The following is a 21,434-nucleotide window of genomic DNA, read 5'->3' as shown; positions in this document are numbered from 1 at the left end:
GGCTGATCGGAGTGGGGCTAGCCTCCGGTGGCTCGATGCTCGCTGTCTGGCTGCTGTGGCCGCGTGCCTCGACCGACCCGCTCAGCGGGCCCGCAGCCCGCGTGTGCAGGACCACCGCTTTCCGCCTGCGCGACGAAAATGCACAGCTGGCGGATGATATCGATGCGCCAAGCGCTGCGGCACGCCTACTCATCGTCGAGCAGGCAAGTTCGGCTGCGCGGGATCTGCGTCATGCATTCGACCACGCACCGTACCGGCCAACGGGTCTATCGGCGAGTTCACGCGCGTCCGGGGCGAGGAACCGGCGGTGGTTGATGCGCAGGCGTGCCAGCCACCGGCCTACGGTGCGCTCGCTGATCTGCATGCCCTGGCCTGCGAGTTCGAGGGCGATCCGGCGGGCGCACCACTTGTTGTCCCGCCGCAACCGCTCGATCCGTTCAACGACAACGGGTGGGGTCTGGGCCGGTGAGGATCGCGGGACGCTGGGGCGGCCCTGCAGCCCGACTTCGCCGTGTGTGGCGTACCGGTTCTTCCACTTGGACAGGCAGGCGCGGGAGACACCGGCCTCGGCGGCGACGTGCGCGATCGGACGGGTGCGGCAGCGCTTCACAAGCCTTCGGCGTCCCTCGATGTTCAAGGGGGCGTTCGCATGCGTCACCGGAGCACCTCGGTGCTCCGGTCGGCCGTGATGGCGGCGAGGAGGGGGAACGCGATGAGCAGCGCGACCGCGACGAGGAGTCCGCTTGCCCAGAGCGGCCCGAGCTCTCCGGCTTCGGTGCTGAGGGTTGCCGCAGCGATGCCGGGGCCGACGGCGGCGCCCACGTTGAGCGCCGCGGTCGCATACGAGCCGGCCATGGTGGGGGCTCCCGCGGCCTCGTAGAGGACCCGCGTAATCAGCGTGCTGCCCAGCGCGAACGACAGTGCGCCCTGCACGAACACGAGGATGAACAGGGCGATCGGCTCGTTCGCCAGCATCGCCAGGGCCAGCCAGCCGATGAGCAACAACGGACCGCCGACTGCGATGACCGGACCGGGACGCCGGTCGGACAGCCGGCCGGCCACGGTGACGCCCACGAAGGAACCGGCACCGAAGAGCACCAGAGCGACAGAGATCCACAACTCGCCCAGCCCGGCGCTGTCGGTCACCACGGGGGCCAGGAAGGTGAGGCTTGCGAAGGTTGCCGCGTTCACCAGCGCGCCAAGCAGCATCACCAGGATCAACCGCGCCCGGGTGAGCTCGGTGAGCTCTGCTCGCAACGCTGGCCTGCCAATCGCTTCATCCTCATCGCGTCCTGCCGGCATTCCTTTGAGGACGCCGAGAGCTGCAGGCAGGCAGAGCGCGGCGACAGCCCAGAACGTGGCCCGCCAGCCGAGCATCGCGCCGAGCACCGAACCACCAGGGACACCGGCGATCGTGGCCACCGTCGTACCTGACAGCAGCACGGCCAGCGCATGTCCCTTCCTGCCGGGTGGGACCAGCGTGGCGGTAGCCGTCAGAGCGACGGCAAGGAACCCTGCGTTCGCGAGCGCGGCGACGACCCGGGTGGCGAACAGGACCGGGAAGCTGGTGGTGATGGCGCCCACGGCGTGAGCTGCCGCGAAAGCGAGGATGAACCCGAGAAGGCTGGAGCGCCTGGGCCAGTTGCGGGCGAGCGCGGCCGCAAAGGGGGCACCGACGACCATGCCGACCGCGAAGGCCGAGGTGAGCGTGCCGACTGTCCCAACTGCGACATCGAGGTCTGAGGCGATGTCCGGCAGGAGGCCGGCGAGCATGAACTCCGAGGTGCCCATGGCGAAGACCGCCATGGCAAGCAGGTACAGCGGGAGAGGCATCGAGTGACTCCGAGGTGAGGAGAAGCACGAGAAGGTCATCTCGTCACCGCGGCCAGCCCCAGGAGCACAATCGCCCGGCCGCAGAATGCGGCGTGGCGACAGGGCTACGAGTTCAGTGGTTCAGGGGGCTGACGGCGTGACCGACAGCCCCCACCGTGTCTGACTCAGGACTCGACATGGCCCGCACGCTACCCGACCGATGCCCGTCGAAGCATCTTGGTTTCACTGACATCGGCCTGTGTCACCAACGTCATGTCCCGCAACATCCAGCGGCTCGCCGTGCCGGCGGCGCCGAGGCACTGGGCGAGCACGGCGGCCTCATGGTGGCCGAGGTCCTTGGTGGCGAGCAAGGTGACCTTGTCGTGGGCGGCGAGATCACGCAGGCGCTGCACGGCTGGCCGGTGATCGGCGTCCTCCAGTTCGCCGATGTAGCGATCCCGGAACTCCGCGAAGCGCTCCTGGTCGTGGTGGTACCAGCGGCGCAGGTCCGCCGACGGCGCCACGTTGCGGAGCCATCGTCCAGGTGGGCCCGTTCTTTATAGATCGTCTGTCACCTGGGAACGCCGCGTGGGTGGGACCGCCGGCTGCGGTCCCACCCACGCGGCGTTCCCAGGTGACCTCCCGGGTATGACGTCAGCGCAGGCCGAAGGCCCGGGTGATCGTCTGCGAGACGGTGTTGCCCGCGCTGTCCCGGGCGCCGACCCGGAGGGTGACGAAGTCGGCGGACCGCGGTGCGCGCAGGTTCGTCCGCCATCCGTCGTCGCACCGGCTCAGGTCGGTCCGTTGCCAGGTCGCACCGTCGTCGTACGACACCTCGACGGTCGGCTTCCCGATGGTGGCGGTGGTGCCCGGCAGGTGCGAGGCGGTCACCGTCAGGCCGGCGTGCCGGTCGGCACGGCCGGACTTGTCGGTGTCCACGCTGTAGTCGAGCTGGATGAGCGGCAGGGACACCGCCGCATCGCTGCCGGTGACCGCGGAGGTGAAGTCCCACTCGGTCAGCGTGTGCGTCGAGTACGGGTTGGCCCAGGTGCCGCGGTCGTTGTCGAGGACCAGCCGGTAGGGCAGGCGCTCGGCGCCGAGGCCGGGAACCTGCAGGTACTCGGCGTTGCCCCAGTCGAGCTGCTGGTCGCCCTGGTAGAGCGACATCCAGTCCTTGACGTCGAAGTTCGCGCCGGCCTCGCCGACGTGGCCGGATCCCGAGTCACCCCAGCCGGGCGCGGTGATGTACATCGTGTCGAGGTAGCGCACCGGCTGGTAGTTGATCGGGCCCATGCGGGGCCGCTGGATCGGGCCGAACCAGCTGACCTTGCCGGTCTTGCGCGCCGGGTACTTCAGCGGGTCGATCGAGTGCTGCCCGGTCTCGCCCTGGATGAAGGCGTCGTCCAGCCACGTGGTGCCGGCTGTGACCCAGTCGGTGCGCTCACCCTGGGCGGGCGCGGTGAGCTGGTTGCCGACGGCCCAGCCGCGCCAGACGTCCGGACGGAACTCCATCGCCTTGCCCTGCCGGTAGTTCCGGAAGGAGACGTTCACCCGGCCGAGGTCCTTGGACTCCTCACGCCAGGTCGGGTCCGCCGGAACGGCGCCCGTCCAGTGGTGCACGACGTCGTAGACGTAGTCGGTCGTGGGGTGCGAGGTGACCTTCAGCGAGACCGCGCCGTGCCGGAGTTGGCCGAGCAGGTCGGCGCCCTGGTCGGCGTTGAGCGTCGCCACCGTCACCGGGGCCGGGCTCTCCGGGCTCCAGGGGTTCTCGTCCCAGGGCTGCAGGCGGCCGACGCCGTCGTTGACGACCAGCAGCAGCCGGGCGCCGGCGGCCGCGGCGGCCTCCGCCTGGGCCTTGATTCCTTCCGTGCCGGCGCCGCGCACCACGACGGCCTTGCCGCGCACGCTCTGCCGCGCGAGCTCCTCGGCCGTGCCGTCACCGGCGAAGACCGCCGTCAGGTTCCGGGTACCGGCGGGCAGCGGCGTGGCCGCGCGCTTGACCAGCGGGTCGTTGAAGGTCGTCGACTTCGTACTCACGGTCAGCGCGGGCTGCTCGAGGCGGAAGCGGGCGCCGGTCTCGAACTCGCCGTCGGTGACCTTCTTGCCGGTCGGGAGCGCCCAGATGCTGTCGTACGACGGGTCCGGCAGCATCGACGTCTCCACCAGGCTGTCGGTGAAGGACCGGTGGGCGTCCAGGCGCGGCGCGACGGCGGTGGTCTGCCGCGGCACGCGCGCCAGGATCCGGCGTGCCTTGCGGCCGTCCAGGGTGACGGTGCGGTCCTGGTCCAGCTTCACGTCGTTGAAGGCGAGCAGCACCATGCCGCGCGAGTGCGGGCCTTCGGCGCCCTGCACGTCACCGGTGAGCCAGCCGCTGTAGCTGCCGACGGGCAGCCGCGCCGTGCCGGTGCCGGACGCGTCGAGGTCCATCACCGTGAAGAGGTGCTCGGCGGTCAGGACGACCCGGCCCTCCAGCGGCTTGCCCGAACGGTCCTTGGCGACGACGGTCAGATTCTGCCGCTGGCCCTCGCGGGCCGCGCCGATCAGGGTCCGGGCGCGGACCGCTCCGCTGCCGTCCGTACCGGTGATCATGGCGCTGACCGACTGGTCGCCGCCCAGCTTGTCCAGAGCCGCGGTCAGCTTGACCGTGGCGGTGCCGTGCGCGGGCACGGTGACGTGGTCCGAGGAGAGGCTGAACAACCCTGCGGGCACAGTGCCGTTGACCGCCAGGTCGAGGTTGGCCGGCGCGTCGCCGACGTTGGTGTACGTCACCGTCCGGACGTCGGTCTGCCCCGGCTTCGGCGGCCACGTGTGGAAGCCTGAGTAGGCGCTCGTGGTGGCGAAGACCGTGGTGTGCACGGCCGCCAGCGCGTCGAGCCGGCCGGCGCCCGCCTGGTACGGGGTGTACGCCGGGGTTGCCTTGGCGCTGCTGACCAGCGCCTCCTTGAGCTGGGTGCCCGTCCAGTCGGGGTGCTCCGACGCGAGGAGCGCGGCGGCACCGGCGACGTGCGGCGTCGCCATCGACGTGCCGCTCATCGTGGTGTAGTAGCCGGATCCGCGCTTGTAGTGCGAGCGCGCCGCGACGATGTCGACGCCGGGCGCGGTGATCTCCGGCTTCAGCCCGCCGTCGCCGTCACGCGGGCCCTGGCTGGAGAAGTCGGCGAGCGTGTCGGTGGAGTCGACGGCTCCGACGGTCAGCGCGGAGTCAGCGGCACCGGGACTGCTGATGGAGTGCGGGCCGCCGTTGCCCGCCGCGATCACGAACAACGCGCCCGTGTCGTGGCTGAGTTCGTCGACGGCCTGGCTCATCGGGTCGGTCTTGTCACCGCCGCCGCCCAGGCTCATGCTGATGATCCTGGCCTTCTGGTCGCGGGCGGCCCACTCCATGCCTGCGATGATCCAGGACTCCTGGCCGCTGCCCTCGGAGTTGAGCACCTTGCCGACGGCCAGCCGGGCGCCGGAGGCTACACCCCGCTCCTTGCCGTCGGAGGCACTGCCCGTGCCGACGATGGTCGAGGCGACGTGCGTGCCGTGGCCGTTGTAGTCGGCGATGTCGTCCTCGCCGGGGACGAAGCTGGCGCTGTCGGACACCTGTCCGACCAGGTCCGGGTGTTCGGTGTCCGCACCGCTGTCGAGCATCGCGACCTTCACGCCCTGGCCGGTATCGCCCTCCGCCCATACCTTCTGCGCGCCGATCTGGGCGGTGGAGTCGGCCAGGTCGGCCTTCACCTTGCCGTCGAGCCACACGTGGGCGATGCCGCCCGCGAAGGGCGGCTTCGCGGACCGGGCCGCCGCGCCGGAACCCCCGGTGAGCGAGGACCAGAACTCCGGTGCCTGCTTGTGGTTCTGCGCGAGGGCCGCGCCCTGGATGCTGTCCAGGCGGCGGACGTCCGTCGAGCCGGCCAGCTTCGCCCGGGTGCGGGCCTTGGCGGCGGCTCCGGTGTAGCGCACGATCAGCGGCAGCCGGGAGCTGTGCGCGTCGTCGTAGCCCTCGGTGATCAGCCGCGTCACGTTGAACAGCTGCCTGTCGAGCTTCCCGGCGCTCACGTACGGCAGCGCGGAGTCGGGGTAGACGTAGGTGGCACCGTCCAGGACAGCACGGTGGAAGCCGTTGGTGGCTCCGCTCGCGGCCTGGAAGGAGCGCACGACGGTGCCGTCGGCGGCGGTCCCGATGGTGACCTTGTCCCCCGTGATCAGGGTGACGGTGTGCGTGCCGGCATCGCCGGGGGTTTGGTGTCCGGCGTCGTTGTGCGACACCGCACCGGTGGAGTACGCGGACACAGCGGCAGTCGCCGGTACGACGCCGAGTGTGAGCGCGGCCGCCACGGCGAGGGCGATCGGCCCGGGCCGGGGGATGGGAACCTTGGGCAAGGAAGACTCCTGAGACGCGGCGAAGAGCGAAAGATCACTGGATCCTCCGGCCTGCCCCGCAGTCATTCAAGGGGTCGCGGATGTCGCTCTTGTGCCATGGCACAGTTACGCCGCGAGCAGACGGGGTCGTCGGCCACGCGCGTTCGAGGGGACGGCGGCGGACCACCGGCCTGCCCAGTCTCCGCCGGTTCGCCCAGCACCTCGCACGCGACATCGACCGGATCAAGATGCTCAGGCGCCAGATGTTTCGATCGCGCGGGATTCGAACTCCTCCGCAAACGAGTCCTGTTGGCGTGACCGGCGCCATCGCACCACAAGAAGTGAACTCGCCGGACTACTCCTCGACCCGCAGTTTGTGGAGGTGGGCGGGTCTGGGCGACGGTGGACCTACGAGGCCATGCTCGCCGAACTACCCGACCATCCGGGTGGTTCACCGAGTGGTCCCTGCTTCGAGTCCTCAGACATGTCCGGCGTGCTGCCGGCCCCCGGGCTGGTCCACCTGACGTTCGAGACCGCCTCGGCGAGTGCAGGACCAGGCATAGTTCGATCTGGCGCAAGGGAGACGGAGCCGGGGTGGCCAACCACGAAGCGACACGCGTGCCTTCCGGCGTGGAATAGAGCTATACCAGAACCGAGTAGCCCCCGCCGTAGTGCGACGAGGTCACCTGCACCCCCGCCGACCTGAGCCTCGCGGCGCAGGCGTTGCCGGAGTCCATCAGCACGTTGGAGTCGGTGATGACCAAGGCCGGCGGCAGGTCGCGCAGTTGCACGACGGTCGCCTTCAGCGGCGAGGTCGGCGGGTTGGGGCGGTCGGCGGTCTTCGGGGCTAGGATTTCCAGCACACTTCATGGCGGGCCGGGTGAGGCGGAATCAACCGCCCGTGAAGGGACTTCTTTTTTCAACAGCCCTGAGTGGTTCAACGTGCCCTGTTTCTGGTTCAAACGCCCCGGGTACCTCCTTGCGCAGGAAGGATCCAAGGGCTGGGGAGGTCAGCATGTCTTCTTCTTCAACTGCAGTCCCCTCTTGGCTCACCTGAAATTCTCGCCCGGCCGACTTCCATTCTTTCTCGCCGCACTGAAGCGGGGTCTCGTTGTGCCCGCCTTCAGGACTGGGGACATGGAGACTTTTCAACAGTGTCTCGAACAGTTCCCGAAGGAGGGGCGGCCGGCTCGATGGCGAGAGAACCTCGGTGGGCACTTCGAGCAGTTGATGGACCGAGTGTTCCTCGACTCTGGGCAGGGGATCAACGATGACGCCACCCGGCAGATGTGGAAGGATATCGAGGAATGGCGGGTTGCAGGGCTCGCGGGGGCCAAGGAACTCACGGTGGAGCAGGGCGGGACGGGGCTGCGGCGGGCTGAAATCTGGAACGCCATCGGCCATCACCTTGAGCTGATCTCCCGGCATGATGCGTACCACAAGCCGATCGACTTCATCGAGGACGTCGCCCGGAACTTCGGACCGGAGGTCGGAGCGAGGGCGTCCTTCCTCGCCGACGTAGTGAATCTGTGCTACCAGCAGAACCAGGCAAGTGGATTGCTGCGCGACAACCGGTCGGCCGAGCCGAACGTTCCCCGGACGCTGTCGCGCGCGGGTCGCGCGGTCATCCGCGAGATCGACCCTGCCGGTTCCTGGCAAACCCCGGATCAGGTGTTTCAGCATACGGTCAAGGTGCCGAAGGCCAGGACTCTGCTGAATGCGGATTGTCAAGAGCTGCTCGCCGTGCGAGACAGCACCAAGGGGGCTTCATACCGTCACTTCCGGGACAACTGGGTGAGGCAGCCGAACGACGACAACGCGGAACAGCTCCGCGTTGCGATCGACAAGTACGCGAAGGAGATCAGGAGCAAAGCCCTTGGGGTCCAGGAAGAGACGAAGGTTGTCCTGGTCAAGGACAGCGTGAAGATCGGCATTGGCGGCGGGGTCGGCGCGGCAATCACGCACTTGGCGCCCATCCTCGAAGCCCATCCGGATTATGCCCTGGTCGGGGTGCTATCGGGGGTTGGCGCGGCAGCGGGGGCGATCATCAAGAACGTGTCCGCCTCGACCGGCAAGAAGTATCGCCTGGAGATCCCCCACTTCGATGCGGAGTACAACCTCGGCTCAGGCCCGAATCTGAGCCAAGGCTAGCCAGTAATTGTCGGGCCGAGGGAGCATCGCGTGAGCATCAAGCCTGCCGGTTTGGCCGGAGGGGATCGACGCTCGGTGTCGGCAGCTGCAACTGTTGGCGGAGTCCTTCGTTCTCGGCGGTGAGGTGGTTAAGGACTCCTAACAAAGCTGGTGGGCTTGGCCTGTTCAGAGGTCGGTGTCGTGCACGAGGCCGCCGGGTAGCGGGACGCGGACAGTCGCGTAGTCGCATGCGACAAACCCGGCGACGTCGGCGATCGTCCCCGGGATACTGGTCGCCCATGGATGAGGTCAAAGTCGTCGTCGCCCATTCCGAGCGTGCGACTCTGCGCGTCGGAGACGTGTTCTTGAAGGTGGACGCCGATCAGGCGCGCTTGGACGCCGAGGTCGAGGCGATGTCCCTCGCGCCGGTCCCGACCCCGCAGGTCCTGTGGCACAAGCCGCACGTGCTCGCGATCGCCGCACTCCCAGGGACGACGCTCGGGAGCCTCGGCGGGCCCTCGACCGGGTCGCCGACGGCGTGGGCCGCGGCGGGCGCCGCCATCCGGAAACTGCACGACGCACCTCTGCCGCCCCGGCCCGGCGGGGCCGGCCGGGGCATCGACGCGCTGGCGGCGGAACTCGACGCCGAGTGCGCGTCGCTCGTGACGAACGGCCTCCTGCCCGCCGACCTGGTCACCCGCAACCGCCAGGTCGCCGAGGCCGCGCTCCGGCCATGGACTCCGGCATTCACACACGGCGACCTGCAGATCGCGCACATCTTCATCGACGGCGACGAGGTCACCGGCATCATCGACTGGTCCGAGGCGGGCCAGGGGGATGCCCTTTACGACCTCGCCACCTTCACACTCGGACACGAGGAGCACCTCGACGACGTCATCGCCGGCTACGGCACCGACGTCGACCTGGACGTGGTCCGCGCCTGGTGGTCGTTGCGCAGCCTGCTGATAGTTCGCTGGCTGAGCGAGCACGGCTTCGACCCGTTCGCGCCGGGCTGTGAGGTCGACGTTCTGAGATCCCGGATGTGAGGCTGCGCGGGCCCGACTGCCACGCATGCGTTCTGACGCATCGAGCAGGCCATCCCGGGGGTGATCGCCGGCCCCTACTCTCGACAAAGTGCGGTGCGCAGTCGTCGCCGGCAGATGACGGCGCAGCCGAGGGTGACGAACGCGTGGTGGATGTCGTCGCGGATCTCCCAGCGGATGCGCAGGCGGCGGAACCTGCCGACCAGGCCCGGGTGGCGCTGTGCGCCGCGCTGGAGGCAGCGCGCAAGAACGGCGGCAGCGGTCGTGCGGTGAAGCCGAAGCCGCGTATGGCGTCGGCCGTCCGGCACAGGGGGCGTGAGCCGCTGGACCCGGGCGCCGCGATCGGTGCGCTGGTGACCGAGCGGGCCTGGGAGCTCCCGGCGGCCGGCGCCACCTTGCGCGAGCGGTGGGAGGCCATCGCCCCCGAACTCGCCGGGCACGTCGTCGCGGTCGGCTGCGACGCCGATTCCGGCCGGCTGACGGTGTGCCCGGAGTCGGCGGCCTGGGCGACGAAGACCCGGCTGGAGCAGGCCCGGGTCATCGCGGCCGCCAACGCTTCAGCGGGCCGGACGGTCGTACGCCACCTGCGGATCCTTGCGCCCGGCTCGGTGCCCGCGCGCGCCGGACGACGTTGCCTCGGAGCCGGCGGCCGTGTCCAAGGGGCCAGTACGGACACGGAGTTGGCCAGCGACGGCTACCGTTGCGCGCTTGCCGCGCACCGGCAGACTGCCCCGCGCAGCCTGGTCGACCAGGACATTGTGGAGGCGGTCGAACGGCGGACCCGGGCGATGCGCGAGCTCGGCGCCCGGGCGTTCCGAGCCGAGGAGCGCGCCGGACGATGCTCCGGCTTCCATCGAGACGGCCCACGCCCGGCGGCGGCGTGAGGGCCAAGCCTCGCGCGCGGCGGCCCTGCGTCGGGCCCGCGAAGAACGTGCGGCACGGGAGACGGGTGCGGTCGCCAGAGGGCAGGGAGTAAGGCGGAAGGTCGGTCGGCCACCGGGACAGACCTGACACTGGGCCGGCGCGACGGAGGAAACACGCCGGACCATCACGGGACCGAGCCTCGCTCCCGCCTTACTCGGGGCTCAGAGATCGACCCCATAATGGTCAAGCAACCTCGTGATAGCGGACCAAAGAGCTCGCGCCCCCACGGCAACCACTATCCGCGAAGCCACCTTACGTAACCGGCCAGATCTCACCTGGCCAGACTCCGCAGTGACCATCCCTGCACCTCATCTCATTGGGCCGGAACCTACGCGGACGACGCAGGCTCCTCCTGGTTGTCCTGGGCCTACGTATTCCGCTCGTCCATAGGCCCCGGCCCTGCCTTGAGATGAGGCTCCATCAGGCTAGCTTCAAGAGCATGATCACGGGGAGAGGTTTGCCAGTATTCGGGTCGGGGCCCTTCGGGGCTCGGAACCGGAGAAGTTCGAGGGGGGCACCCTGCATGGGCGTCCCTCCAGGGGGCTACACCCAAATCGGTTCCGGGATCAGTGAGCTCTTTCGGAGTTGCCGCTCCAGTGTGAGGACGGCTCCGGCGATTGACGACATTCGATTCGGTCTGCACCGGGCTCTTCGGAAGATCCGCCAGGACTTCAGACAGGCCACACCCTGCTCCACGGGCGCCCGTGCCGCGGAAAGCGCGCGGTTGACCGTGCGCTGGGCCGGCGACAAGTCGCCGCCGGGTGGGCGCCTGACCGGAGTCGTCACCCATGGACCGGTACCCAGGTAGGCGCGGTGGGGACGGTTCCGTTGCGGCCTGACAGACGCCCGGCTGGGAGGCCCGCTACGCGGTCCGCTCCGGAGTGGAGGGCACCAGCACCGAGTTCGCCCACGGACACGGCATGCGCCACCGCCGATACCGAGGACAGCCGAAAGCCCAGCTGCAACAGGTACTCACGGCCATCGCCGTGAACATCGAACGCCTCAGCAGCCGGTCAATGACCGAGGAAACCCCGTCACCGAGACCGCCGACCGCCTGCCAGACCTTCCTGGACCAGCAGGGGGTCCCCCGGTCGAAGTCCCGGCGGACCTTCGGCAGCCGACCTCGACGATCAAGAGCCCCGGCAGAGTCAAGCTAGCCCCGTCCCGAGGCCCGCGAGCGGTAGTCGCTGGGGGTCTCCCCGGTGTGGTGCCGGAAGAACTTCGAGAACGCCGTGTGATGGGGAAAGCCGAGCCGCTCGCCGATCGCCGAGGTCGGCAACTCGGTGTGGAGGAGGAGGCGTCTGGCCTCCAGGACGATCCGCTCGTCCAGATACCGCTTCGCGGTGACCCCCGTGGCCGCGAGGCAGGCGCGGGTCAGCGTCCGTGAGCTGTATCCGAGCGCCCGGGCGTAGTCGGCGACGGTGCGGCTCTCGGCGAAGTCGCGCTCGACCGCCGCGTGGAACGCTCGGAACGCCTCACTGGCCTCGCGCGCGCCCCGCTCGCGGACGTAGAGGTGCGAGAGCCGCAGGACCAGCGCCGCCAGCAGGTGCCGGACGAGCTCAATCTGCGCGTCCAGCCGCAGCGCGCCCGTCTCCCCGTACGCCTCCATGAGCAGCCCGAGCGTCCGGTCGATCGGCTCGGCCTCCTGCGCGGTCGGCAGCAGCGGGCCCCGCGAATAGGGCGGAACGATGCGGGCCGCGGCGATGGTCGCCGGGTCGAGGAGGCCAGGCTGGAAGAGGATCAGGGTGCCCTGCGCATGCTCGAGACTCTCGTCGAAGCGGTACACCTGTTCGGGCCGGATCCACAGCCAGGCGCTGGGCGGCACCGGCAGCGGCTCTCCGTCCACGGTGAGCCGGACGGTCCCCTCCTCGACCGTCAGCAGATGGTGGAAGTCGGCCCGCCCGGGCGTCCGCGGATCCAACCCGTGCTCAGCGGCCCGCCGAGGCAGTCGGGCCAGCGGCAGCACCTCCAGGCCGGGCAGCGCCCCGGCTGCCGGACGGAACGGAACTTCGGCAATCCTCAGCTGTCCGATTTTGAACACCTCCTGCCCAGACCATAACCCGAATGACCTGCGAACACGCCCTAGCGTGGAGAGCGAGGCAAGAATCGACTGACTGGTGAAGGAGGGCAGCGGCATGCGGCTGATCGTGGGGATGACCGGGGCGACCGGGGCACCGTTCGGGGTGCGGCTGCTGCAGGCGCTCAAGCAGCTTCCCGAGGTGGAGACCCATCTGGTGCTGTCCCGCTGGGCGCGCACCACCATCGAGCTGGAGACCGGCTTCTCGGCCCGCGAGGTGGCCGCGCTGGCCGATGCAGCGCACAACCCGGAGGACCAGGGCGCCACGATCTCCTCGGGCTCCTTCCGCACCGACGGCATGGTGATCGTGCCCTGCTCGATGAAGACCCTGGCCGGCATCCGCGCGGGATTCGCGGAGGGGTTGGTGGGGCGCGCCGCGGACGTCGTTCTCAAGGAGCGGCGCAAGTTGGTGCTGGTGCCCCGGGAGACCCCGCTGAGCGAGATCCATCTGGAGAACATGCTGGCACTGTCCCGGATGGGTGTGCAGATGGTGCCGCCGATGCCCGCCTTCTACAACCACCCGCAGTTCGTGGACGACATCGTGGATCACCTCACCGCCCGCGTGCTGGATCAGTTCGACCTGCCGTTCCCGGCCGCCAAGCGCTGGGAGGGGATGCGCTCAGCACGCGCGACCACGCCCGCTGCGGCTCCCACACCCAACGGTGTTCGCGCGTCCTGACACCTGACACCACCATTGGAGGAGAGACATGGCCTACGACGACCTTCGCAGCTTCCTTGACGCCTTGGACAAGGAAGGCCAACTGCTGCGCATCACCGAGGAGGTGATGCCGGAGCCGGACGTCGCCGCCGCCGCGAACGCCGCCAGCCGCATGGGGGAGGCGGCACCGGCGCTGTACTTCGACAACATCGCCGGTTTCGACAGCGCCCGGATCGCGATGAACGTCCACGGTTCCTGGGCCAACCACGCCCTGGCACTGGGCATGCCCAAGAGCACCGGCACCAAGGAGCAGGTGGACTAGTTCATCAACCGGTGGGCGGAGTTCCCGGTCAAGCCGGAGTGGCGGGACAACCCGCTGTGGGCGCAGAACTCCGTCGAGGGCGAGGACGTCAACATCTTCGACATCCTCCCCCTGGTCCGGCTCAACGACGGCGACGGCGGCTTCTACATCGACAAGGCCGGCATCGTCTCCAAGGACCCTGACGACCCGGACAACTCCGGGAAGCAGAATGTCGGCATCTACCGCATCGAGGTCCTGCCCACCGTCCTCGCCGACCCCGCCTGCCTCGACGCGGGCACCTACCTGGGCGGCCAGGACAGAGTCGTGCTCATCGCTCACTTCACCAGCGCCCCACCGCCCCTGCCCGCCCCACCGGACGACCTGCTGCTGCGCTCCGTCCACCAGTGGCCGTTCCGTCGGCACGCAACATGCCGTGGGTCTGCGGCTCACGCGTCGGCCGCCTCGGCCGCAGGATGACGACTGCAACGGGGAAGCAACAGGTCCGCCTCATAGGCTGTTGACGCCTCTGCCGTCGGGTCCGCGATCAGTGACGGAAGGCGTAAGGTCATCGCGGCCTGTTCGTCGGTCCCGGCGTCCAGGCGCGTCGCCTGGCTGACAGGCGCCCTGCCGACGGGATGCCGCCTTGCGTGACGAAGCCCTGACGGTCCTCGCGGCCGGCATCCGGCTGGTAGACCGGAACGATGCGACCGCGGCCCGGTCGTCCTGGGCGCCCGGGCTGGGGCCCGCATCCGCCAACTGCCTTGCGACACCGCAGGTTCGCACCATGACCGCGATAGACCTCGTCCACGGCCTGTGGGCCGGCGGCTCCTGCTGGAGCGAGACGGTCACCGAGTTTCACGCGCTCGGCCATGAGTCCGTTGCCGCGCAACTCCCGCTGGAGTCCAGGGCGGACGACATCGCAGCCAGACGGCGGGCACTGTCCACCCGGTGGCTTTGTCAGCGGGGCCTCACACCGACGTTCGCTCATGATCATGGACCGAGGTGGCGCCTCCGCATGGCGTCCGGCGAATCGCATGGTGCCGCGTATCCGACACCCCCCCGCATCCGGCCGCCCGTTCACGGACGGCCGGATCCGCGTCTGATCACTCCGTGGCGGCGGCGAGGGCGGCCAGTTCGCGGTTGACGGCAACTTGGTGGGCCTCAGCGTCCATGCGCGCCTTCTTCGGGCTCCAGCGACCCGCCATCACGAAGACGAAGGGCAGGAAGAGCACTTGGCCGCCGACGCAGATCCACCACCAGGTGCGCCATTCACCAGGCCCGTCCTTCGACGCCTTCTGGACCTTGGCGCCGTACTCCTGCAGCAGCTTCAGCTGCGGCGCCGCCTTCTGCACGACGGCGAGGTTCTCCGCGCCGACCTCCTTGGCGGCGCGGGCACCCAACGCGGGCGGCACGGTGGCCGGGGTGTACTTGTTCAGCTCGGCGAAGAGGTCCGGGTGCGCGTTGACGATGGCCAGCGCGGGCGCCGCCTGCGCCGAGGCGACCTTGACCTCGGCGCCGTGCTCCACCAGCGGGGTCACGGAGGTGACCAGTACCGGGATGAAGGCCGCGGACACGGCGACCACGATGCGCACCGTCCAGCCCCACACCGCCAGACCCGCTGCGGTCGCCGCCGGGTTGTGCTTCTCCACCGTCTCGGTGAAGCTCGCCATCCACGGCGCGTAGGCGATGCCGCTGAAGACGCCGATGCCGATGAACAGCCAGGCGAAGGTGTAGTAGTCGGTCGTCAGGTGGGTGGCGCGGGTGGCGAAGACCGCGGTCACCACGATGGAGCCGACCGCGCCGACGATCATGAAGGGCTTGCGCACCTTCAGCCGGTCCGAGAGCAGGCCGACCAGGACCAGGGCGATGGCGTTCGCGCCCCAGTACCAGTTGGCCAACGCGTTGGTGCGCTGCTCGCTGTAGCCGTAGACGGTCGAGAAGTAGACGACGAAGTTGCCGACCGCCGCGTAGTACAGCAGCAGGAACACGGCGATGGCGAAGGCCGATCCCAGCACGTCCAGGCGCATCATCTGCCGCCACTCGCCGCGGCGCAGCGCCTCGGTGTCCAGCCCCTTGGCGCGTGCCTCTACCAGCGCCCGGTCCCGCAGCGTCACCATGATCTGGTCGCGCAGTGCCGGGGACAGCTCGCGCAGTGCGAAGACCGCGATGACGAAGACGACGAACCCGGCGATCGCCGAATAGCGCAGTTCGTCCTGCCAGGTGGCGCTGTCGAGGGTGTTGCTGGTGACGGTGGTGACCACCAGGGAGCCGATGACCGGGCCCATCGTCCAGTACCCCATCGCGGTGGCCCGGCCGAGCTGCGGGGAGAAGTCCCTGATCAGCGCGGGGGTGGCGACCAGCACAATGCCCTCGATGAAGCTGACTAGCGCGAAGAGCACCAGATAGGTGGTCTTGTTCGCCGCGTTCGGCAACCCGAAGAAGACCAGCAGCGCGGCGATCAGCAGCCCGTAGACCACCAGATTCGCCCGGCCCCAGCGGTCCGCCAGACCCGCCACGAGCGAGGCGAAGGCCCCGACCGCGTTGCCGATCACCGAGACCCAGATGAAGTAGCGGTACGTCATACCGAAGTGCGTGATGATCGACGTCGCCACCGCGTACTGGATGTACAGCATGTAGTACAGGACGACAGTGGTGACGACCACGATCGCGAGGTAGGCCATACGGCGACCGGTGGGCGGGTAGTCCGTCAGTTCGCGGCGGTACAGCCAGGCCAGTGGCCCGCGGGCGTCCGCGGAGGGCACATCGGGCGCGGGTCTGTCGGCGTCGGACGGTGTCGTGGCGGCGGACATACGGCTCCTCCCAGGGATACCCGGAACCGGGTGCTCGCGTCGGTGCGACGAGGGTGCGCGGCGGCCCGGCTCCGAGAGCGTGGCCAGAGGCTAGTACCGACTAGTCGGTACGCCTAGGGGGTCTGCACGAGATCATGCACGGGGTTCATGCACGGGGTTCATCCCGAGCCTCCGACGGTGCGAGTGCCACTCCACAGAACGAGATCTGCGTGCAAGGAATCGACAATCAATCGCAGGATCCGTACTGATCGATGGAAAGAAGCGTCCGATGTCTTGTCCGGCCATCCTGCCGCGCCCTAATGTCCCGGTACGCAGCGGCACCGCCTGTTCCCGCCGTGCTGCCGTGCGCCGAGCTGCCCTCGGTGACCTCCGCTCCTAGAGAAACGAGAATCCGATGGCGCGGTACACCAACCACGAGGCTGCGGAGCGGCTGAGGGGCCGTGCGCGAAGACCGGCTCGGACCCTCGTGGCGCTGACCGCGGCCGCCGCCGGACTCGTGCTCGGGCTCGGCGCTCCGGCCCCGGCGGCGTCGGGGCACGGTGGCCGTGCGGGCACCCCGGCGGTGACCCGGGCCGGGCTCGATCCCGCCCTTGTCACGGGGCGTGGCGCCGCGGTGGACTTCGACGAACAGGAGGCGGAGAACGCGGCGACGAACGGCACCGTCATCGGCCCGGACCGCACCGCGTACACGCTGCCCTCGGAGGCATCCGGCCGCACGGCGGTGCGCCTGATGCCGGGCCAGTACGTCGATTTCACCCTGCCGCGCGCGGCCAACGCTCTCACCGTGCGGTACAGCATCCCCGACGCTCCCGAAGGCGGCGGCATCACCGCGCCCCTCGATGTCTCCGTGGGCGGCGGCCGCCGCACCACGATGACCCTCACCTCGCAGTACTCCTGGCTCTACAACCAGTACCCGTTCAGCAACGACCCCCACGGCGACCTGCTGCACCCCGACTGGTGGATCACCGAATGCGGTTGCGTTCCCGCTGCCACCACCCCGGCGCCCACCATCGACAAGCCGTTCAGGCCGAGCCACTTCTACGACGAGCAGAGACTGCTGCTCGGCAAGCGGTACGCGGCCGGCGACACCGTCCGCCTCACCGCGCCCAAGAACAGCACCGCGGCCTGGACCGTGATCGACCTGCTCGACACGCAACTCGTGGGCGCGCCCCACGTCGAGAAGCATGCCGCGAACGTCGTCGCGTTCGGGGCCGATCCCACCGGTCGGCGTGACGCGGGCGACGCCTTCGACCGGGCCATCGCCTACGCCAAGAAGCGGCACCTCAAGGTGTACCTGCCGCCGGGCACGTACCAGGTGAACCGTCACATCACCGTGGACGACGTGACGATCGTCGGGGCCGGCAGCTGGTACACGATCGTCAAGGGCCACCAGGTCACCCTCGACACACCCGCCCCCGACGGCTCGGTCCACACCGGGGTGGGCTTCTACGGCAAGGACGCCGCGGACGGCGGCAGCCACGACGTCCACCTGTCGGGCTTCGCCGTCGAGGGTGACGTGCGCGAACGCATCGACACCGACCAGGTCAACGCGCTCGGCGGGGCGCTCAGCGATTCGACGATCGACGGCCTCTACCTCCACCACACCAAGGTCGGCATGTGGTTCGACGGCCCGATGACCCGTCTGCGAGTCACCCGCACCCAGATCGCCGACCAGATCGCCGACGGCCTCAACTTCCACACCGGCGTCACTGATTCGAGTGTCTCCAACACCTTCGTCCGCAACACCGGCGACGACGGTCTGGCCATGTGGTCGGAGAAGACGGGCGACGCGCGCAACGTCTTCGCCCACAACACCGTGCAGACCCCGGTCCTCGCCAACGGCATCGCCTTGTACGGCGGCACCGACAACACGGTCACCGGCAACCTCATAGCCGACCCCATCAGAGAGGGCAGCGCCATCCAGGTCGGCTCCCGGTTCGGCGCGCAGCCGTTCACCGGACAGCTGAAGATCACGGACAACACCACAGTCCGTTCAGGGCCGTTCGAGCTCAACTGGAAGATCGGCCTGGGAGCCATCTGGTTCTACGCGCTGGAGCGGGACATCGACGCCGACATCCAGGTCACCGGCGACCATTTCCTCGACAACACCTACAACGCGATCATGCTGGTCTCCGACTTCCCGGTGAAGGACAAGTACGCGATCCGCGGCGTCCGTTTCAAGGACATCCGCGTGGACGGCACCGGCACCTCCGTGCTCAGCGCCCGTTCCGCCGGATCGGCGTCCTTCGAGAACGTGGACGCCCGTAACGTCGGCGCGGTCGGCATCAACAACTGCGGATCCTTCAACTTTCCCTCCTCCGGCTCCGAGTTCGCGGTGAACGACCTCGGCGGCAACGACGGAGGTGGCACGACCGGCCCCTGGCTGGCGACCTGGGAACTGCCGAACACCATCACCTGCGACGACCGTCCCCCGGTGGCCCCGCCACCGGCGCCGGCACCTTGGTGAGGCACGGCGGGCGAAGTAGTCACAGCATCGCTGGGAGAAGAACCGTGCCCACCGGTGGGAGGCCGACCGCGGCGCCGGGGGTCCTGCGAGACGAACCGGAGCAGGCCGCCGTGGAACCCCGCAGCCGATGCGCGCAGCTCCGCCGCCGGGCGGGTCGCAGGCGGCGGAGTGGTGACACGGCGCCTCGATGGCGCCGCGCGGGCGGTCAGTCCCGTCCGGTGCGTGGCAGGACCTGGACCGTGTCGCCGACGGCACGCTCGCCGGTGGCGTCGGACGTGACGTTGACGAGGCTGCCGTCGACGGCCATGGCGCTGGAGCCGCCGCCGTCCAGGTTGAGTGCCTGTACCGCACCGAGTGAGCGCATGAACCGGGCGGCCTCGGCGAGCGTGAAGCCCTCGCTGACACCGGGCTGCCGGCCGTCGACGGTCACGAGGAGCAGCCGCCCGCGACCGTCGACGCCGGCCAGGGTGCGCGGCTGGCGCACGTTGGACCAGGCGAACCCGAAGGAGAGGTCGAGCGGGTCGAGTGTGCCCTCGGCGGCCGCGTCGATGTGGACCCGGCCGTCCTCGACCAGGGTCGGGGCCGCGCTGACGACGCTGTCGTCGGGACCGAGCCGGACCTGCCTGCCCGAGGCGTCCCGGACCGTCTCCCGCAGCTCCAGCCGGCTGCCCGTTCCGGCGTGCTCGGTGAGCCAGGCGGCTGCGGCCCCGGTGCCCTGGAGGACCGAGCCGCCGGCGGGCACGGAGCCGCCCCGGTCGCCACGGGATACGACGACACCATGCCGGTCGAGGGCCACCTGGACGCCGGCGCCGGTCGGCAGTCGCGCCCCGAACTCGGAGGTGAACTTCACCAGGTCGACCGCGAGCGAGCAGGTGACGTCCTGGCGGGGGAGTTCGGTGGGCACGGCGCCGGGGCGGCCGCAGTTGCGTACCTTGCCCGGGACCCGGTTGATGCCCTCCATCGCGCGGACGGCGGAGCCGGACCCGACGGTCACGGTGGTGGACAGGTCCGCGACCCGGGCGTGCCGTCCACCGTCGGCGAGGATCAGCGCGGCACGGGAACCGGCCGCCATGGACTGCAACTCACCGCGCACCGCGGACAGCCCGGCCGAGGTGCCCTGGACGCCGTCCGCGTCGGAGGTGACGAAGAATCCGCCGTTGACGCCGACCAGGGAGCCCAGACGTGCGGCCACCGCCGAGGTCTTCTCGCGGTCGGCGGTGTCGCCGCCGTCGCTCACCTCGATCGTGCCGCGCAGCCGGGCCGGATCGACGACGGCGACGTGGATGCGTTCCGCGTCGGCGCGCTGGCGCCCGTCGTAGCCCGTCCACTCGACAGAGGTACGGAAACCGGCGGCCGACACCGCCGAGGCCAGTGTCCCCGCCTCGGCCTGCGTGGCGTACCGGCCGACTCTGACCTGCCACCCCATCGTGCCGTGCGGCGTGTCGGTGTACTGGTCCCACGTCACCCGCTCGACGCGCGGCGCGAGCCCGGCGGCCCGCAACTGCCCGGCGGTGGTGTCGGCCCAGCCGCGGTCACCCAGCGGGGCCCAGGTGGCGGCACCCGTGAGGCGGTTGACGGCCGGAGCCTGGACGGTGACCGTCCACACGCCGGCGGCCCGAGGGTCACTGAGCACCCCGGTACGGACCTCGACCCCGGGCGCCACGTACCGAGTGGTCCACGCGACGGCGTCCGCGGCGGTGTCCCCGGCCCGGGCGCTCGCGTCGGCCGGCGGAACGAACGCGACCAGGGCCAGCACGGTCCCCAGCGCGAATCCCCGTCCCGCCCTCCGGCGCACACCCCGTACCGCGCACCCGAACGTCTCGGCTCTGACAGACATGCCTCTCCTGACGTACGACTCGCCTGCGCGGCGCCACCCGTCATACCCGCACCGCCCCGCCATCCCACGCCGACACGAAGACCCCTGCGTGAAGCGGCGGACACCTGGTGGAAAAGCCTGTACGACATCCGACACACCCTCGTGTCCTTGGTGGGTTCGGGTGGCGCGCCGCCGTGCGTACGTGGCCCTGGAAGGACTCACTCCCAGATATGGACGGCACGTTCATTTCGTGGTTATATGAACGTGTCGTTCATTTGGACGCACCTGAAAAGGAGACCCCCATGAGCACCCCCACCACCGACCGTGTCGCCCTGGTCACCGGAGGCTCGGGCGGCATCGGCCGCACCGCGGCCGAGCGGCTCGCCAAGGACGGTTTCGCGGTCGCCGTGCAGTACGCGGGAAACAGGACCAGGGCCGAGGAGACCGTGGCCGTGATCACCGCCGCCGGCGGCAGGGCCCTGGCAGTGGGAGGCGATGTCGCCGACGAGAGTGCGATGAGCGCGGCGTTCGACGCGGTCGAGTCGGCCTTCGGCGGCATCGACGTGGTCGTGAACACCGCCGGCATCATGATCCTGGCACCGATCGCGACGTTCGACCTCGCCGACCTGGACCGGATGCACCGCACGAACATCCGCGGCACCTTCGTCGTCTCCCAGCAGGCGGCGCACAGGCTCCGCCCGGGTGGCGCGATCGTCAACTTCTCGACCTCGGTGGTCCGCACCCAGCTGCCGGGCTACGGCGCCTACGTCGCCAGCAAGGCCGCGGTCGAGGGCCTGACCCTCGTCCTGGCCCGTGAGCTGCGCGGCCGGGACATCACCGTCAACGCCGTCGCGCCCGGCCCCACCGCCACACCGTTGTTCCTGGACGGCAAGGACGACGCCACCATCGCGAACTTCGCCAAGGCGACCCCGCTCGAACGGCTGGGCCGGCCCGAGGACATCGCCGAGGTCGTCTCGTTCCTGGCCGGCCCCGCGCGCTGGGTCAACGGACAGGTCCTCTACGCCAACGGCGGACTCGCCTGACCCCCG

General features: G+C 69.7%; 15 protein-coding genes and 3 pseudogenes. 9 read left to right on the top strand and 9 right to left on the bottom strand.

All coding sequences use genetic code 11. The features are described 5' to 3' along the window. Positions 1 to 289: 289 nt before the first annotated feature. From ACGFZQ_RS48355 to ACGFZQ_RS48335, 5 genes and pseudogenes are all read right to left on the bottom strand, one after another. A pseudogene (locus ACGFZQ_RS48355) lies at positions 290 to 658 on the bottom strand (helix-turn-helix domain-containing protein); the annotation flags it as partial. After that, positions 655 to 1,833, bottom strand: coding sequence for a Cmx/CmrA family chloramphenicol efflux MFS transporter (locus tag ACGFZQ_RS48350; protein WP_393845896.1), 1,179 nt, complete (start codon positions 1,831 to 1,833; stop codon positions 655 to 657). The gene ACGFZQ_RS48350 and the pseudogene ACGFZQ_RS48355, both read right to left, overlap by 4 nt. 188 nt (positions 1,834 to 2,021) lie before the next feature. Continuing rightward, positions 2,022 to 2,336: a DUF488 domain-containing protein gene (locus ACGFZQ_RS48345; RefSeq protein WP_393845895.1), complete on the bottom strand. Its 315-nt coding sequence runs from the start codon at positions 2,334 to 2,336 to the stop codon at positions 2,022 to 2,024. Positions 2,337 to 2,466: 130 nt separating this feature from the next. Further along, positions 2,467 to 6,180: a S8 family serine peptidase gene (locus ACGFZQ_RS48340; RefSeq protein WP_393845894.1), complete on the bottom strand. Its 3,714-nt coding sequence runs from the start codon at positions 6,178 to 6,180 to the stop codon at positions 2,467 to 2,469. A gap of 620 nt (positions 6,181 to 6,800) precedes the next feature. Beyond that, entirely contained in the window at positions 6,801 to 7,022 is a 222-nt protein-coding gene (locus tag ACGFZQ_RS48335; RefSeq protein WP_393845893.1) for an alpha/beta hydrolase fold domain-containing protein, read from the bottom strand. A gap of 274 nt (positions 7,023 to 7,296) precedes the next feature. Here ACGFZQ_RS48335 and ACGFZQ_RS48330 point away from each other — a divergent pair, with 274 nt between their 5' ends. From ACGFZQ_RS48330 to ACGFZQ_RS48320, 3 genes are all read left to right on the top strand, one after another. Next, positions 7,297 to 8,310, top strand: a complete 1,014-nt coding sequence (locus ACGFZQ_RS48330) for a hypothetical protein (protein WP_393845892.1) — start codon at positions 7,297 to 7,299, stop codon at positions 8,308 to 8,310. A gap of 278 nt (positions 8,311 to 8,588) precedes the next feature. After that, complete coding sequence (locus ACGFZQ_RS48325; protein ID WP_393845891.1) at positions 8,589 to 9,335, top strand: phosphotransferase family protein; 747 nt, start codon at positions 8,589 to 8,591, stop codon at positions 9,333 to 9,335. 284 nt (positions 9,336 to 9,619) lie between these two features. Next, positions 9,620 to 10,216: a DciA family protein gene (locus tag ACGFZQ_RS48320; protein ID WP_393845890.1), complete on the top strand. Its 597-nt coding sequence runs from the start codon at positions 9,620 to 9,622 to the stop codon at positions 10,214 to 10,216. 583 nt (positions 10,217 to 10,799) lie between these two features. Here the strand turns inward: ACGFZQ_RS48320 and ACGFZQ_RS48315 are convergent. Next, positions 10,800 to 11,069: pseudogene (locus tag ACGFZQ_RS48315) on the bottom strand (transposase family protein); the annotation flags it as partial. 41 nt (positions 11,070 to 11,110) lie between these two features. Between ACGFZQ_RS48315 and ACGFZQ_RS48310 the strand changes: the two are divergent. Beyond that, positions 11,111 to 11,413, top strand: a pseudogene (locus ACGFZQ_RS48310) (transposase); the annotation flags it as partial. On the opposite strand, the gene ACGFZQ_RS48305 reads toward ACGFZQ_RS48310, so the two are convergent. Continuing rightward, positions 11,410 to 12,297, bottom strand: a complete 888-nt coding sequence (locus ACGFZQ_RS48305; RefSeq protein WP_393845889.1) for an AraC family transcriptional regulator — start codon at positions 12,295 to 12,297, stop codon at positions 11,410 to 11,412. The pseudogene ACGFZQ_RS48310 and the gene ACGFZQ_RS48305 overlap by 4 nt on opposite strands. Positions 12,298 to 12,391: 94 nt before the next feature. Between ACGFZQ_RS48305 and ACGFZQ_RS48300 the strand changes: the two genes are divergently transcribed. Genes ACGFZQ_RS48300 through ACGFZQ_RS48290 form a run of 3 tightly spaced genes read left to right on the top strand, consistent with a single transcriptional unit; the run spans position 12,392 to position 13,769 of the window. After that, entirely contained in the window at positions 12,392 to 13,012 is a 621-nt protein-coding gene (locus tag ACGFZQ_RS48300; RefSeq protein ID WP_393845888.1) for a non-oxidative hydroxyarylic acid decarboxylases subunit B, read from the top strand. A gap of 28 nt (positions 13,013 to 13,040) precedes the next feature. Next, on the top strand, positions 13,041 to 13,313 hold the full coding sequence (locus ACGFZQ_RS48295; RefSeq protein ID WP_393845887.1) for a hypothetical protein: 273 nt from the start codon (positions 13,041 to 13,043) through the stop codon (positions 13,311 to 13,313). Between the two features lie 3 nt (positions 13,314 to 13,316). After that, positions 13,317 to 13,769: a UbiD family decarboxylase domain-containing protein gene (locus ACGFZQ_RS48290; RefSeq protein ID WP_393845923.1), complete on the top strand. Its 453-nt coding sequence runs from the start codon at positions 13,317 to 13,319 to the stop codon at positions 13,767 to 13,769. A 626-nt stretch (positions 13,770 to 14,395) separates the two neighbouring features. Here the strand turns inward: ACGFZQ_RS48290 and ACGFZQ_RS48285 are convergent. After that, complete coding sequence (locus tag ACGFZQ_RS48285; RefSeq protein ID WP_393845886.1) at positions 14,396 to 16,102, bottom strand: nitrate/nitrite transporter; 1,707 nt, start codon at positions 16,100 to 16,102, stop codon at positions 14,396 to 14,398. A 394-nt stretch (positions 16,103 to 16,496) separates the two neighbouring features. Here ACGFZQ_RS48285 and ACGFZQ_RS48280 point away from each other — a divergent pair, with 394 nt between their 5' ends. Then, positions 16,497 to 18,569 (top strand): glycosyl hydrolase family 28-related protein, encoded by a 2,073-nt coding sequence (locus ACGFZQ_RS48280; protein ID WP_393845885.1) that lies wholly within the window; start codon positions 16,497 to 16,499, stop codon positions 18,567 to 18,569. A 205-nt stretch (positions 18,570 to 18,774) separates the two neighbouring features. Here the strand turns inward: ACGFZQ_RS48280 and ACGFZQ_RS48275 are convergent, their stop codons facing one another. Further along, positions 18,775 to 20,406, bottom strand: coding sequence for a phosphodiester glycosidase family protein (locus tag ACGFZQ_RS48275; protein WP_393845884.1), 1,632 nt, complete (start codon positions 20,404 to 20,406; stop codon positions 18,775 to 18,777). 281 nt (positions 20,407 to 20,687) lie between these two features. Between ACGFZQ_RS48275 and ACGFZQ_RS48270 the strand changes: the two genes are divergently transcribed. Further along, positions 20,688 to 21,428 carry an SDR family oxidoreductase gene (locus ACGFZQ_RS48270; protein WP_393845883.1) on the top strand — a complete coding sequence of 247 codons (741 nt, stop codon included), beginning with the start codon at positions 20,688 to 20,690 and terminating at the stop codon, positions 21,426 to 21,428. The last annotated feature ends 6 nt before the right edge of the window (positions 21,429 to 21,434 follow it).

It is taken from the genome of Streptomyces sp. NPDC048254, from assembly GCF_043201895.1.
Classification (GTDB): Bacteria; Actinomycetota; Actinomycetes; order Streptomycetales; family Streptomycetaceae; genus Streptomyces.
The sequence above is the reverse complement of the archived record's forward strand: the minus strand, read 5'-3'. Positions and strand labels throughout refer to the sequence as shown.